This is a genomic window from Dermatobacter hominis, from assembly GCF_020715685.1.
In the GTDB taxonomy this organism is placed as follows: Bacteria; Actinomycetota; Acidimicrobiia; order Acidimicrobiales; family Microtrichaceae; genus Dermatobacter; species Dermatobacter hominis.
Genome location: NZ_CP085840.1, coordinates 2493385 through 2507746, shown reverse-complemented (window position 1 = coordinate 2507746; position 14362 = coordinate 2493385). Strand labels below are relative to the sequence as shown.

The 14362-nt window shown below is 70.1% G+C and carries 14 protein-coding genes and 1 tRNA gene; 8 read left to right on the top strand and 7 right to left on the bottom strand.

The window, feature by feature from the left end; all coding sequences use genetic code 11:
- Positions 1-20: 20 nt before the first annotated feature.
- Positions 21-248 (bottom strand): hypothetical protein, encoded by a 228-nt coding sequence (locus tag LH044_RS11795; RefSeq protein ID WP_227755784.1) that lies wholly within the window; start codon positions 246-248, stop codon positions 21-23.
- 204 nt (positions 249-452) lie between these two features.
- Positions 453-1922, bottom strand: coding sequence for a hypothetical protein (locus LH044_RS11790; RefSeq protein ID WP_227755783.1), 1470 nt, complete (start codon positions 1920-1922; stop codon positions 453-455).
- Positions 1923-2156: 234 nt separating this feature from the next.
- On the opposite strand from LH044_RS11790, the gene LH044_RS11785 reads away from it, so the two are divergent.
- Positions 2157-2573, top strand: coding sequence for a hypothetical protein (locus LH044_RS11785; RefSeq protein ID WP_227755782.1), 417 nt, complete (start codon positions 2157-2159; stop codon positions 2571-2573).
- 106 nt (positions 2574-2679) lie between these two features.
- Here LH044_RS11785 and LH044_RS11780 read toward each other — a convergent pair whose 3' ends face one another.
- Positions 2680-4038, bottom strand: a complete 1359-nt coding sequence (locus tag LH044_RS11780; RefSeq protein WP_227755781.1) for a DUF2442 domain-containing protein — start codon at positions 4036-4038, stop codon at positions 2680-2682.
- A gap of 116 nt (positions 4039-4154) precedes the next feature.
- Between LH044_RS11780 and LH044_RS11775 the strand changes: the two genes are divergently transcribed.
- From LH044_RS11775 to LH044_RS11765, 3 genes are all read left to right on the top strand, one after another.
- Positions 4155-4340: a hypothetical protein gene (locus LH044_RS11775; RefSeq protein WP_227755780.1), complete on the top strand. Its 186-nt coding sequence runs from the start codon at positions 4155-4157 to the stop codon at positions 4338-4340.
- A gap of 561 nt (positions 4341-4901) precedes the next feature.
- Complete coding sequence (locus LH044_RS11770; RefSeq protein ID WP_227755779.1) at positions 4902-6008, top strand: hypothetical protein; 1107 nt, start codon at positions 4902-4904, stop codon at positions 6006-6008.
- Between the two features lie 432 nt (positions 6009-6440).
- Positions 6441-7574: a hypothetical protein gene (locus LH044_RS11765; RefSeq protein WP_227755778.1), complete on the top strand. Its 1134-nt coding sequence runs from the start codon at positions 6441-6443 to the stop codon at positions 7572-7574.
- A gap of 63 nt (positions 7575-7637) precedes the next feature.
- On the opposite strand, the gene LH044_RS11760 is transcribed toward LH044_RS11765, so the two are convergent.
- Both LH044_RS11760 and LH044_RS11755 read right to left on the bottom strand, forming a co-directional pair.
- Entirely contained in the window at positions 7638-8129 is a 492-nt protein-coding gene (locus LH044_RS11760; protein WP_227755777.1) for a hypothetical protein, read from the bottom strand.
- Positions 8130-8458: 329 nt separating this feature from the next.
- Entirely contained in the window at positions 8459-8671 is a 213-nt protein-coding gene (locus tag LH044_RS11755; RefSeq protein WP_227755776.1) for a hypothetical protein, read from the bottom strand.
- Between the two features lie 323 nt (positions 8672-8994).
- On the opposite strand from LH044_RS11755, the gene LH044_RS11750 reads away from it, so the two are divergent.
- Positions 8995-9324 carry a hypothetical protein gene (locus LH044_RS11750; RefSeq protein ID WP_227755775.1) on the top strand — a complete coding sequence of 110 codons (330 nt, stop codon included), beginning with the start codon at positions 8995-8997 and terminating at the stop codon, positions 9322-9324.
- 133 nt (positions 9325-9457) lie between these two features.
- Here the strand turns inward: LH044_RS11750 and LH044_RS11745 are convergent, their stop codons facing one another.
- Positions 9458-10228 (bottom strand): tyrosine-type recombinase/integrase, encoded by a 771-nt coding sequence (locus LH044_RS11745; RefSeq protein WP_227755774.1) that lies wholly within the window; start codon positions 10226-10228, stop codon positions 9458-9460.
- Positions 10229-10577: 349 nt separating this feature from the next.
- Between LH044_RS11745 and LH044_RS11740 the strand changes: the two genes are divergently transcribed.
- Positions 10578-10653, top strand: a tRNA-Lys gene (locus LH044_RS11740).
- Positions 10654-10929: 276 nt separating this feature from the next.
- Here LH044_RS11740 and LH044_RS11735 read toward each other — a convergent pair.
- The gene (locus LH044_RS11735; protein ID WP_227755773.1) at positions 10930-11754 is read right to left on the bottom strand and encodes an enoyl-CoA hydratase-related protein; all 825 of its coding nucleotides are present in this window, start codon (positions 11752-11754) and stop codon (positions 10930-10932) included.
- 110 nt (positions 11755-11864) lie between these two features.
- Between LH044_RS11735 and LH044_RS21910 the strand changes: the two genes are divergently transcribed.
- Positions 11865-12806 carry a M23 family metallopeptidase gene (locus LH044_RS21910; protein ID WP_304512016.1) on the top strand — a complete coding sequence of 314 codons (942 nt, stop codon included), beginning with the start codon at positions 11865-11867 and terminating at the stop codon, positions 12804-12806.
- A gap of 56 nt (positions 12807-12862) precedes the next feature.
- Positions 12863-14338: a TLP1 C-terminal extension domain-containing protein gene (locus LH044_RS11725; protein ID WP_227755772.1), complete on the top strand. Its 1476-nt coding sequence runs from the start codon at positions 12863-12865 to the stop codon at positions 14336-14338.
- Positions 14339-14362: the final 24 nt, after the last annotated feature.

Here is a 14362-nt window from a genome sequence, read left to right as displayed (position 1 = left end):
TGCGACGGCACCGACGACGCTCAGCTAGGGCAAGTGCTCCTCAGCGTCGGGTACCAGATCACGGCGAGGGCGCGATCGAGATCGGTCGATGCCCACGAGTTCGACATGTCGCGGTCGGCGAAGTGCAGCACCAGCTCACCGAACGTGCGTGCGTTGCGACGGATGGTTGCGAGGACGTCGTCGACCTCGAGGTGGTCGTTGTCGCCGGTCGCCTCTGACAACCGCTGGTCATCGTCTTCGTTCGTCACCTTCACTCCTGAACTGTCCGCTGTGCATCCCGACTTGTGGGCCGGTTCTCAAGGGACCAGATCTGGGTGTCGGACGGAACCACGCGCGACGTGTGGTCAACGTCCATGGATGTTGACCGCACCTCGCGGATCGAGTCGTCATGCGCGCCGGAGCAGCTACGCGGCGCGCTGTGCTGCACGCTCGGTCCCTGCATGCGCTGCGCGCTAGTGGCGCCCGCCGTGCTCAGCCCAGGCGAGGGCATTCGTCAGCAGGGAGTAGATCCACAGGTCGGTGTCGACGCGCTCGACGGTGTAGCTGCGGGCCCGGTCTCCAAGGTCGTAGTCCATCTTCAGGTTCTTGTTCCCGGTCTCACTGTCGTTGCGACGTCCGAACACCGGTGCGAAGTTGTCCTCGTTGGGCTGCAGCATCCTCAGCTGCTGCGACAAGGTCAGCTCTGCGTTGTACGTGAGCGGCCCGTGGGCGGACTTGCGCAGCGCAGCACCCGTGGCGCACTTGATCGTTGCGTTCGGGTCGAACGTGATGATGTGGTCGCCGCGCTCGCAACGGACCGTCACGTCCATCTCCCACCGGAAGCCGTCGTCAGAGGTCGGTCCGACCTCGAAGCGGCGGATGTCGGTGACCTCGGGGACCCGATGACGGACGTAGCCCCCCACCACCGTCTCTGTCAGCTCCCAGAAGAGCCCGTCGGTCACGGTGAGCAAGTGCCGGTGCTCGCAGTCGTTCGCGACCTCGAGCACCTTGGCCCCCACGCCGACGCGCTCCCCGCGATACCGGGACCACAGCTTCGGGTTGCGAAGACCCTTCGGCTTGTTCACCGACAGCACGCCGAGGCGACGGATCTTCCGATGGTGGACTCCGGCCATCGCGCCGTCGTACACCAAGCAACGGAACCGATCACCGAGGTATTCACGCAGCCGCCGCACGGTGGGAATCACGACGTCGAGCTCGGCGCTGTTCGGCGCGTGCGCCACGTCCAACACCACCCGCAGCCGCGGCGCACCGCCGCGGACAGAGGTGATGCAGAACATGTAGCCCCACCCCCTCTGCTTGCGCTTGGACTTGGCGATGCCCTTCACCCCCGTGCCCTTGACCGGGCGCTCCGTCTCCCCGCCCGTCCGGTCGCCGCTCTTGCGGTCTGCGTCGACGGCGACACGCGGCGTTCCCGTCCGCGAACGCGACGTCGTCATGTCACGAACGTCGGTCGCAGCCGCGATCCACGTGCCGTCCGCAGTGACGATGCCGTCGAGATGAGGCCGGATCCACGGCTCGTCGTTCTCGGGGAACAAGCCGAGGCTCAGGGCGAGCTCGACGAACATCGTCCGGGCGGTCTGCTTCCAGCTGTCGGGAAGCGCTCCGCCGAGGAAGCCGTCGCGGTAGTCGCGGAAGTGCTGTGAGCGCAGCGGTGCTGCGGGCACCCGGTACCCGGCCGCCACGAACGCTGCGTGCAGGCGCGGCCAGTGCGCCTTGAGTTCACGATCTGCGGCACGGTCGGAGCCGCAGATCAACGTCGCCGCGCCCACGACCAGCAGGGCGGCCGGCTCAGCGGCGGACGGCTTGGTGCTCGTGCCGTACGCAGGGAGGTCGCGACCGAGCACGTGTAGGAGGGGACTTGCGATGAGAACCTCCAGACGCTCCACGTCCGCGAGGCCTTTGTCGAAGTCGTAGCGGTTCATGGTGTCTCCTGTTCAGATCGGCGCACCCGTTGCGCCCGACGTCTGAGGGTGAGGCACCGTCGAGCGCTGCGAAACGCCCGGTTTGGGGGGCCAGTCATCCCCCGCCCGCCATCCCCCGAACTGGGTCGATCGGCCCCTCGGTGAGCCGCGACGCGGTGTGAAGTCGTTGGTGCGACGTGCGGGTTCGGCCGCAACGGCGTGGCCCTCGGCCCGGGAGTGAGGTACACCGAAGACATGAGCGATCCCGATGTCGAAGCGGTCCTGGCGGGCACCGCGTCGTACGACTCGCTCCGCGACGATCAGCAAGCCATCGTGCGCGCGGCGTGGGACGAGCGGATCGAAGCTCGTCTGGCCACCATCGATCTGATCGCAGAGTTCGAAGCGCTGGGCCAGAGCTACGTCGTGCTCGACGACGACGGCCGAGTCGTCAAGCACCGACCTGGGCAGGCCCCCGTCGTCATCAGTCAGCCTGACAACAAGCTGCTTCTCGAGCAGCTCACTCGCGCCGCCGGCCAGGCCCACGGTCGGATGGTCGACGACGCCGCCTCCGACGACGAGTGCGCCGCAGCCCGGCAGGAACTGTTCGAACTCACCCGCAGGATCACCGACGTGCAGTTCGGTGAGGCGATGCGCAACCTCGCGGAGCGCTGAGGCGGACAGACGCGCACCGGCAACGGCTTCGACGCCGAATGGGTCCCAGACCTCAGCGTCGAAGACCGCGGCCGGAACTCGCTGACCTTCACCCACACGGGGTCTGTCAGTCCGGGATGGAAGGCTTCGCCGCCAGGTACAGCGCTGAGGGCGAGAGGTCGGCCCCGTTGGGGAACTCGATCGTCCCGGAGTCTGAGTTCACGCGCACTGCGAGGAAGTTCGCGTAGTCGGCTCGTACCGGCTCGAACGCCGAGCCCCGCAGCCAGCCTTCGAGGTCCACCACGCCGACGAACCCGTCGTCGAAGGTCAGCTCGACCACGTAGCGGGCCAACACCTTCACTGCGACAACGTCCACGACCAGATACCTGGTGACCACCTCCGTCGCGTCCGCTGCTCGGTCCAGCGGTCGACTGACCCGGTCAGCTGCGCGGCGCCGCAACTGAACCCCTGCGGCGATCAGGTCGTTCCGCAGGTCGTTCCACCTGACGCCGTACAGCGATGGTGCGTTGCGCTCCAGCCACGCCGCGTGGATCTCGACCCGTGCCGCAACGTCGGCCTCGGCGCCATCGATCGGTCGCTGCAGTTCGAACATCGCACGCCGGACGTCGAGGACCACAGGTCCGAGCACCGCCCCCTGGCCGCGTCTGCCGATCTCCGTCTCGAGCCACGAGGCCGCCTCGTCGAGTCGATCGACCACGTCGACCGGCTCCCGAGGACGCCGCGTAGTCCACTCCAGCATCTCGAGGGCGGCCTGCCGCAGCACTGGGCGTAGGTCGCTCGAGCGGATCCCCGGTCCGTCGGTCGGTGTCGAGACGATGTCTTGGATCTGCGACAACGTGTCCAGCGGTCCGTCGGCCGGCCGGTTGACGATCGCCGCCAGTGCGAGCACCTCGTCTGAGCGGCCTGCGACGAGCGCCTCGTACACGGTGAGGCCGTCGAGATGATCGTTCGGGCTGGCGAGCCAGCCGACGATCTCCCAGCCGCGTGCGGCGCGATGCGGCCGGTAGCCAGCCCGAGCGAGCACCTGCGGAAGCGCGTCAAGCACGTCGAACTGCTTCTCGGGCAGCACCCACGTCGCGTCAGCGTCAGCGAGGCGGCACCCCAGCAGCTCGCGGCACGCGATCCGCTCCGCGACCTCGACAGGTGCGCAGCCGAGCCGCTCCGCCGCCCCCGCGACGTCGGTGAAGGGCCCGGCGAGGCGCTCCCAGAACTCGTCCGCTGCGGTGCGCTGGACCGGTGCGGTGTCCGCCAGCTGCTCGACCGCTGCTACGAGGGCAGCCTCACGCCGCGAATCCGGGCTGCGGTGACCGCAACTCCACGAGCCGTCTGGCGCCCGCTCCCGCAGCCGCTCACACCGCGGGTGTGAACACCACGGACGGACCACCCCGCCATGAAGGTCGACGTCGTAGTACCAGTCGCTGCCGTCGCCGCGAGCCGCCGGATCATCTGAAGGTCGGTTCTCCATGCCTCGACCATGAAGCGCTGCTGCTACACCGATGGAAACGCCAACAGCCGATTCCGCCACGCACCACGCGCCCAGCGCGCGCAGGGCTGTCGCACCGGCCTCGTAGCGTCCGTGTGATGGCCCGGCCCGATCCCGGCCGTGTGCGCTCCGCTCAGCTCACCGGGGCAGCCACGGCCCTTCGCGACCTACAGCGACGCGCACCTAACCGCTTCGCCGAACTACGCCTCGAGTGGCCCGAGCTCGCCGACCGCATCGATCGCATCATCGAACTGGTCGACCCACCGACCACACCCACGCTGTGAGGATCCGCGCCCACGCTCCGGCAGTACGGCAGGAAGCCGGCACTACGCGCCGGTTCTTCTCGCCATACTGACGGCGTGGCAACTGTCGAGGTCCACGGTCCAGCAGGCTCTTACGTTGTGCGCACCGAGCGCCGTGGCGTGCCGATCGAGGGCACACTGCGAGGCAGTGCCTTCGACCTCGGGAACCGAGTACGTCGCCTCATCCGGCGAGATCACGACTGGCGTATCCGAGTGCGAGCGAAGGCGAACGACCCCTTCGGCCCGGACGTCTACGAGGAGATCGTCGACGGCAAGCGGCAACTCGCTGGCGCGCTCGAATCCGTTGTGGAACGTGTACGCACTGGAGCGATCGGTACTGCGTCGAATCAGGACGCCGTAGGCTAGCTCGGCAGGAGGTCCGTCCGGCGTACAGGCCCGTCATGAGGTCGGTTCTGCTGGCCTCCTCAGGTTGACTAGGGCCTGGCCCGTTGGTGCACGGCGAGAGGAGCTTGCGTGTCGCTCGGTGTGACTCGTTGGTCGTCCCGTTCGCACAGCGACGGGCGTCGTAGGGGAGCTCGGCTTGTGGCCACTGTCGCCGTCTTGGCGGTGTGGGCGGCGGGCGTGTCGTGCGGTTCTGCCAACGAGGCTGCTCCGAAGCCAACGACCGAGGTCGTGATCTCGGACCTCACTCCGGGCGCCACGGGGAAGGCAGCCGCTGGCGCCAACGTTGTGCTGGCGTACGCAGGGACCGACCACACGACGAGCCGCGACAAGACGCGCGCGGCGGTGTCGATCGATGGGGGGCGCTCGTTCAGGACCGTCGACATCGCTGCGGACCTGTATGAACCAGCCGCACTGGTTACGGACGACGGTGTTGTGCTCGTTGGGACAAGCTGTGAGCGTGGCGACCCGAGCCAGCCCTGCGCTGGCGATGCGTCGCCGCTGGAAGCGGTTCGCATCGACAGCCGCTCCGCTTCCGCCGAGCCGCTTCCTCCGATCCCTGCGACCGGACTGGTAGTCGGACCGGTCGACGGAGGTCCGCAGCCGGAGTTCATGGTTGAGACCGCTCACGGCCGCCAGCTGCTGCGGTTCGATGACGGCGACTGGGAGTTGTTGCCCTTGCCCGAGGGCACCTTCGGAGTGTGCCAGAGCGGCGGTCAGCTCACCGCCATCGTCCCTGCCGACCAGCAGCAGCCCGACTTCGAACCGGTTGGTGCAGGACGAGCGCTGTACTCTGCCGTGGCGTCCACAGACGAGGGGTCATCGTGGGGACAGCCGGTCGCGTTTGTCGCCGCTGCTGACCGGGACCTCGCCTTCCAGGTCGGAGTGTCATGCGGCGCGAACGCCGTACTCGCACTGACCACCCAGCTCGCAGTGTTCGACGTCGCAGCCGGCACCTGGTCTCCGGTCGGAGATGCCGCTGAGCCGATGGTCTTCAACCCCGCCAGCGCCGTCACCTGGCTCGACGGCTCGAGCCTCATCGTCTGGAGTGAACCTGCGATGGATGGCAGCACGGTCGCCTACGACGCAGCCCACGTCACCGGCATCGACTCAGGGCACCCCGTGGCGGCGTTGGCACCCGCCCAATCGGTCTTCGGCAGCTCGCCAACGACCGTGACAGGGACGGCCACCGCGCCCGGGCTCTACCTTGACGTCTCCACCGCTGCGGTCCTGCGCACCGTGCACTGATGGGCCACTACCTGACGCGTCCGGCAGTGCGGCTGACAGAGGTGCGCATCCGTCGCCGGCAGACGCTGCACCACCGTCGGCGGTCGGCGCGCGGCGACCGCAGCTCGCCGAACGCGACAGTGGCGGCCCAGACAGGCCGCCACCGCAGCGCAGCTCCTCGCTGCCGGCCGGACGAGGCGGCCATGCCCGCGTAGGTGGGTCCTAGGCCCGCGGCGCACGTGGATGACCGTGCCTCGGTCACCGCTGTGCGCAAGCAGCGCGCCAACGCGCCTGCGGCTCGCGCGGCCCGAGCGACCGCGCAACACCGTGCGAGCGCGCCTGACGGGGAGCACCCCTGCTCGCTACCTCCCGATTCGGGGGCGCCATGTAGTGGCCCATCTATGTCCTCGTCTTCGTTGCGTTGCGCCGGCTGTCGCGTGACCATGTGTCCGCATGGGATGGAAGCGGGCGGCGGTCGCGCTGATGGCCGCCGGGATCACGCTGACGAGCGCAGCGTGCGCCGACGACGAGCCAGCAGAGCCAGCCAGCAGACAGGTCGAGAACCCGTCCGCAGTGAGGCTCGGCGCTGTCCAACTCGCTGTCGACTCCGCCGGGCACGGTTGGGTGCTCGACCTCGGACCTGGTACCTCGGGACAAGTCGTCGATGTGTACGAGATGGACGGGGCCGACTTCGCGTCTGCTCCGGCGCCCGAACCGATGCGGGTGGCGGAGGCGGTCGGCGTCGACGGCCGGTTGGTCATCAGCGGATCCCGATGCGTCGACGCTGAGGACCAGTCCGACACCTGCAACGCCGTTGGTGAGGTCCGGGTCCTCGACGACGGAAGCTGGCAGTCCTACAGCTTCGAGTCCGACCCCGGCGACCCAATGCAGAACACGGTGACCATCATGGGAGCCGGACCGTCGCCCGCAACGGTGTGGCTGAAAGTCGGGTTCTCGCCGGACGGGTCCAACGACGGTGCGATCCGAGCAGTCCTGTTCGACGTCGACAAGATGCGGCCGGTCGAGTGGACCGAACCGTCACCGGCTCTGGGTGCCACGTGCCTGATGGACGGTTCACTCGTCGACTACAACGCGTCGCGCGTGCTGCCGCCATCAGCCACACCCGGCCAGGTCCCCGGTGTAGACGACCCGCTTCCGGTCACCTACCAGGTGTTCACCTACCGCAAGAGCGGATGGGAACCCGCCGCGAACGGGTCATGGACCGGTGAACGCGCCCGCGTCGAAGATCTGCACTGCACGCCGTACGGCCTGTCCACCAGCAACCTCGGCTCTCCCACCCCAGTGCTCGGATGGACGCCCGACGGTGGATGGACGGTCACGGCGCCACAGCTTGATACCGGCGCCCGTGGCGGACCACCCGCTGCGCTCGTGACCGGTCAACCCCTCACCTTCGTCGACGGTCGATCGTGGGTCGAACAACAGCCCGGGACATGGGTGCCGCTCCCCACCGACGACGCCACCGGAGCCACAGCAGCAGTCGCCATCTCCGGAAACCACGTCGCCACCTGCCCAGGTCGAGGCCACCCACCTCTCCTCAGCGCCTGCACCGTCCGCAAGCTCCAGTGAGGGGGCGACCCGACCCGTAGAGCCGGATGTCCGTTCTGCGTCGCGGCTGACGGGATCACGGGGTTAGAAGTCGCATGAGATGCTCGACAGGTCGTCCGGTGTGACCGAACCACGGCTCTCGATCAGCCCGCCGAACTCCTTCGAGAGGTCCCGCCTGACCCATGTTCCTTCGTCCGGTGTCTGATCGAACGCGACGATGCCGTCCACGCCGTCCTCCACGTCCACACGCACGAACAAAGGACTGTTCGCCTCCGCGAGCGAGCGCGCAGACCCGGCCGTCAAGCGCAGCGTCCCGTCGCCGTTGGTGTCGATGACTCCGGACGCCGACGAGGACCGCGGTTCGAACGTCCACTTGGCATCACCCCAACTGTCGTCGCCAAGTCCGACGTGAACGGCCTCGATCGGATCACCACTGCAGGTGGCAACCACGATCCGAAGACCGTCACTCGTGGCAGCAAGGGCGATCCGCGGCGATTCCTCCGTCGGCTCGCCGCACGCACCCACCACGGTCAGCATGAGTGTCGCCAACCCGGCGACAGCGATCCGTCGGTCCACGGTTGTCGACGGTACCGGGGACCTGCGCAACTCCTGACGCGGCTCGACGTTGACGCGCCGAGTAGTGCCGGCTCGTTGCCCGTCGCATGGGGTTCGCCGGCGGTGTGGCTGAACTCCACCACTGCGTAGCCTTACGAGCATGGCTCCGATGCCGGGCTCCGGGTCGTTCCCCTGGTGGATCATCGTCCCTCTCGTGGCGCTTTCGCTGCTGCAGTTCGCGTTGTACCGACGCCGCCGAAGCCGCGAGCGCAAGGGTCAGGGGGGAACCGCCGCTCCTGCAAGCGGCCAAGGCGCCGAGTAGTGCCGGCTACCTGACTGCAGCCGGCTGCTCAGTCCGGAGGTAGCACCTTCGTCCAGTCGGCGCGTATGCGCGCCGTGTCGCCCTCCACCGACAGCACCACTGCCTCGATGGTGTCGCTGTCGACGTCTGAGATCGCGATCCGCTGACCTGGCACGAGGTGTTCAGCCTGGTGGCCTCGGATCTCGCCGTAGCCGGCCTGGGTCAGGCGGGTGAGATCGGCGAGGTGTCTGCGCAGTCGCACCGGAGCAACGTACCGCCCGGGTCGAGCCAGGTGCGCGTGACGTCACGAGTGCGCAGCCGGCCGAGTGCTGCCGGCCATGCGTCGTCGGGCAGGTGCTGCGACTTCGCTGCGCTGCGCGGAGGCCGGTGACACGAGGACCTCGAGGCCACGGCGTGCCCGCGGTGGCATGTGTCGCCGACCGGGGGATGGGTAGCAGGGGATGTCGGGGGATGGTGACCGGGGGATGGAATCCTCCGCCAAACCGGGCGTTTCACGCCGGCCTGAGGCAGCAGACCATGGGGCTCTCGGATCGCACAACGCGATCCCCTACAGAAAGAACCTCCATGTACGACACCCTCGGGCACGCCGCAGCGATGGCGAGCCTCACGATCCCGAACATCGACAACATGGCGGGGAACGATCCCCAGGTGGCGCTGATCATGGCCGCCATCGCGTCGAGCGGCCCGCCTAGCGTCAGCATGAACCGGGACGACGCGATCGCCCAGTTCGGCACTCTCGAGCTGGCAGACAAGTGGTGGCACGCTTGGCTGGCGAGCGTGGCTGACGACTTCACCCTCATCAAGGAGGAGTGCAGCCACTGCGCCAACGCCATGGCGCACTCGGTGGGTCAGATGATCCAGAGCCACTCGTTGGTCCAGTTCCCGACGCAGTGACAACCGCTGAGTGCCGCCGGCGCTGAGGCCGGCTGTTGGGGGCGACCGCAAGGTCGCCCCCAAGTCGCGTCCGGTGGACTGCAACTGGTCGACTTGATGACTTCGAAGGTGTGCGGTCTCAGGCCCGGTGACGTCAGGACGCGCTGAGGACGTAGGCGGCGACGCTGTGGGTGGCGGAGCGCAGGGCGTTGTCGCGGTTGTGGGTGTAGTAGGCGAGCATGCGTGGGTCGGCCCACCCGCCGTCGTGTTGGACCTGGTCGTGGGGTACGCCGGCGTCGATGGCCAGCGTTGTCCATGTGTGGCGCAGCACGTGGGGCGTGATGCGGGTTCGGTGACCGCGGAGGTGGTGAGCGCAGCGGTCGAGGATGCGTTGGGTGCTGCGTTGGCCGGCGCGGGTGCCGCTGCGGGTGAGGAACAGTGGCCCGCTGCTGCGTCCGTCAGCGCAGGCGATGATGGCCGCTTCGGTAGGTCGGGCAAGGACTGCGACGCCGGGGCGGCCGCCCTTGCGGGTGATGTGCAGGATCGGGAAGAGGCCGTCGTAGTCGAGCGCATCGACGTCGAGCCTGGTGGCTTCGCTGATGCGCAGCCCGTTGAACGCGAGGAGACAGAGGATCCCGTGGGCGTGGGGTCCCAGTTCTCGGGCAGCGGCGAGGAGGTCGTGGAGTTGGCCGCGACTGAGCGACGTACGCGGAGAGCGACGTTCCACCCGGGGGCGGCGGACGCGGAGCATGGGTGAGCGGGAGATCAGGTTCTCGTTCTCGCAGTAGCTGTAGAAGCTGGCGAGCGCGGTGAGGCGGAGGGCGATGGTGCGGGCTGCGTAGTCGCGGTGCTCGAGTTCGCGTTGCCAGAGCTCGATGTGGGCTCGCCTGGCGTCCAGTGGTGCGACGGTCCGTTGCAGGACCATGAGAACCAGGCGCGGATCGCCGTGGCGTACGTGGAGCGGGTGGCGGGTGATCGGTACCCGGCGAGCCAGGCACCGGCGAGCAGTTCGGTCTGCCGCCACGTCGAGGCGGGGTTCACTACGGAGTTGGCGGACGAGTTGGTCATGCACCCTGTGGTCGGCGACTGCGTCCGTGGTCTCGACCCGGGGCCGCCACCGGTGATGCACGCCTCACCGCCGGCGGACAGGGTCGATCGGCTCGACGGGCGGGGCCGTCGCGTTGACGGGACCTGGGCGGCGGGGACGGTGATGGGCGAGTTGTTGTTTGCAGCTCTTCTCTCGCGCGTTCTCTCGACAGTTATCTTGCAGTCCCGGGCCTCTAGCTCAGTTGGCAGAGCAGCGGACTTTTAATCCGACGCGCGTGGGTTCGAGCCCCACGGGGCCCACCAGGCCGCCGGCGCCCTCCGGGCGCGCAGCGGACGTCTTCATCCGACGCGCGTGGGTTCGAGCCCCACGGGGCCCACCAGGCCGCCGGCGTCCTCCGGGCGCGCAGCGGACGTCTTCATCCGACGCGCGTGGGTTCGAGCCCCACGGGGCCCACCAGGCCGCCGGCGCCGACACCGGAACTTGGGGAGATCCCCAAGACGGCCGATCCGGCGTTCTTGGGGACCACGCGTCGCTGAGCGAACGGTGGTCCCCAAGTTCGGTCGTGTGCGCAAGACGGGTCAGTCGCCGGCGCGGTAGTCGCCGAAGGGCTCGTCCCGGCGCTGGAGCGCCTCGGTCAGGTCGCCGCCGCCGGTCCCCTGGATGAACTCCTGGAAGCTCGGCTGGTGGATGGCCAGCGCGCAGAGCTCGGTGCCGGCACGGATCGCGGTGCGGAGGCCCATGACCTCCATCGCGCGGTGCACCGTCCGCTTGTTGAGCTGCGCGATGTCGGGCGGGACCATCGCGATCCGCTCGGCCACGGCCAGCACCTCGTCGTCGAGGCGGTCCTCCCGGTACGAGCGGTTCGCCCAACCGAGCCGCACCGCGTCCTCGCCCGAGATCCAGTCGCCGGTGAGCACCATGTCCATCGCCGCCCGCGGCCCGAGGAACCAGGCGTGGAACTGCATGTCGGGCACCCCGAAGCGCACGGCGGGGTAGCCGATGCGGGCGTCCTCGGCGACGTACACGAGGTCGCACCCGGTCGCGAGCTCGCTGCCGCCCGCGAGGCACCAGCCGTGGACCTGGGCGATCACGGGCTTCGCCAGGTCCCAGATCCCCATCCACGCGTCGGTGACGTGTCGCGGCCAGTAGCCCTCGCCCTCGGCGGTGAAGTACGGCGGCTCGGTGCCCTCGTTGCCGTCGCCGAGCTCGTACCCGGCGGAGAAGCACGGCCCGGCGCCCCGGATGATCGACACCCGGACCTCCGGGTCGCCGTCGGCCTCCTGCAGCGCGTCGAGCACCCCGCCCCGGACGGCGTGGTTGAGCGCGTTGCGCTTCTCGGGACGGTTGAGAGTGATGCGGCGGACGCCGGGGATCGGCGTGTCGACCAGGACGGCATCGGACATGTGGTTCCTCCGGTCTCGCGTGTGGGCGCCCGCGGGCGGCCCCGGAGCATGGCCCAGGTCACGCTACGTTCCCGTCAAGGTCGGTGCCGGAGGCGCCGACACCACTGGCCATGCACCGTCAGCCCTCCGCGATCGACCCGGCGCGCCCCCGTCGCCACCACCCGGCCCCCCGCTGGTCCCACGCCGTCGGCCTCCTGGCCGTGACCGCCGCGCTCGCGGCGCTGGCCGCCTGCGCCGCGCCGCCCGCCTCGGTGGCGGGGGAGCGGGCCATCGTGTTCCCGGTGGCGGCGAGGGTCACCTACTCCGACACCTTCGGCGCCGCCCGCTCCGGCGGTCGCAGCCACGAGGGCCAGGACCTGATGGCGGCCAAGCACACGCCGGTGGTCGCCGCGGTCGACGGCACGGTGACGTCGCTCAACTGGTCGAACAGCGGCCTGTCGGGCAACTCGCTGACGATCACCGACGCCGACGGCTGGCGCTACGTCTACATCCACCTCAACAACGACTGGCCCGGCACGGACGACGGCAGCAACGTCTACGAGCGGGCCTTCGCCGACGGCATCGCCAAGGGCCAGAAGGTCAAGGCCGGCGAGATCGTGGGCTTCGTCGGCGACTCCGGCAACGCCGAGTCCACCGGTGCCCACCTGCACTTCGAGATCCGCCGTCCGGACGGGTCCGTCATCAACGCCTACAGCTCGCTGCGGGCGTCCAAGGCCTACGTACGGACCGAGGCCCTGCGCATCGCCGACGCGCCGACCGGTGCGCTCGACGCCGTGGCCCGCGGCGGCGGGTCGGTCGACGTGTCGGGGTGGGCGCTCGACGCCCACGCCAACACGCCGGTCAAGGTCAGCGTCTACGTCGGCGGCAACCCGGTCCGCACGGTGACCGCCAACGGCGACCGGCCCGACATCGGCGCAGCGTTCGGCCGGGGCTCGGCGCACGGCTTCGTGGCGGCCGCGGTCGTCGCACCGCCGGGTGCGCAGGTGTGCGCGATCGCGCACAGCCTCGGCGGCGGCGGCTCGACCCGGCTCGGCTGCGGGATCGCCGGCTGACCGGGGCCGACCTCGCCGCCTGAGCCGCCCGCCCGGCGGCGGTAGCGTCCGCCGTCGTGGCTGCTGCGTCGCTCGATCCCCGCACCCCCGTCCTCGTCGGCGTCGGGGAGGCCCACCGCCCGGTCGACGGCTCCGGTGCCGTGGAGCCGCTGGAGCTCATGGTCGAGGCGTCCGTCGCCGCGGCCGCCGACGCGGGCGCGCCGTCGCTGCTCGCCTCGGTCGGGATGCTGGCCGTCCCCGAGGGCACGTGGTCGTACCCGGACCCCGGACGGCTGGTCGCCGCCCGCATCGGGGCCGAGCGGGCCCGGACGGTCTGCGCCGACGTGGGCGTGCCGCAGACCGCGCCGCTCGCCGTGGCGCTCGACCGCATCCGCCGTGGCGAGCTCGACGTCGCCCTCGTGGTCGGCGCCGAGGCCATGGCCAGCACGACCGCCGCGCAGCGCGCCGGCGGGTCGGTGCCCGAGACCGCGCAGGAGGGCGCCGTGCCCGACGAGCGCTGGTCGCCCCAGGGCGAGATCATGGCCGACGCCGAGGTGCAGGCCGGGATGTGGGCGCCGGTCGACCAGTACGCCTGCATCGAGAACGCCCTCGGCCACGCGGAGGGTCGGCCGTTCGACGACCAGCTCGACGACATCGCCGGCCTGTGGGCGTCGTTCAACGCCGTCGCGACCTCGAACCCGCTGGCCGCGTTCCCCGAGCCGCGCACCGCCGCCGAGCTGCGCGTGGCGGGACCGGGCAACCGCCCGCTGTCGTCGCCGTACGCCAAGTGGCACGTGAGCCAGTGGTCGGTCGACCAGGGCGCCGCGCTCCTGCTCTGCTCGGCCGGGACTGCCCAGGCCGCGGGGGTGCCGGCGGACCGGTGGCTGTTCCCGCACGCCTGCGTCGAGTCGGAGCACATGGCCTCGCTGTCGCGCCGGGCCGAGCTCCACCGGTGGCCGGCCATGCGCATCCTCGGCCACGCCGTCGCCGCGCACATCGGCCGCCCGCTGCGCGAGGTCGAGGTCCAGGAGATCTACAGCTGCTTCCCGGTCGCCGTGCGCGTCCAGCAGCGCGAGCTCGAGCTCGATCCGACGTCGCCCGCCACCGTCACCGGCGGCATGACCTTCGCCGGCGGGCCGCTCAACAACTTCACGTACCAGGCCACGGTCGAGGTGGCCCGGCGGCTGCGCGCCGCCCCCGAGTCGCTGGGCATGGTCACCGCGGTGTCGGGCCTGCTCACCAAGCCCGGCATCACCGTCTGGGGCGGCTGCCCGGCGCCCGAGGTCCTCGTCGCCGACTTCGGGCAGGAGGCCGCGGCCGCCACCGCGACGCTCGAGGTCACCCACGGCGGCGCCGGGCCGGCGACCGTCGCGACCGCCACTGCGACCTACGAGGGCGACGCCCCGATCCGGGCCTTCGTCATCGCCGACCTGCCCGACGGCCGACGCTGGGTCGGCACCTGCCACGACCCCGCGTTCGTGCAGGCGGCCACCCGGCGCGAGGTGATCGGCACCACGGTCGAGGTGCGCGGCGCCGAGTGCGCGCCCGCCTGACCGCTACATCCGCGGCGTCTCGTC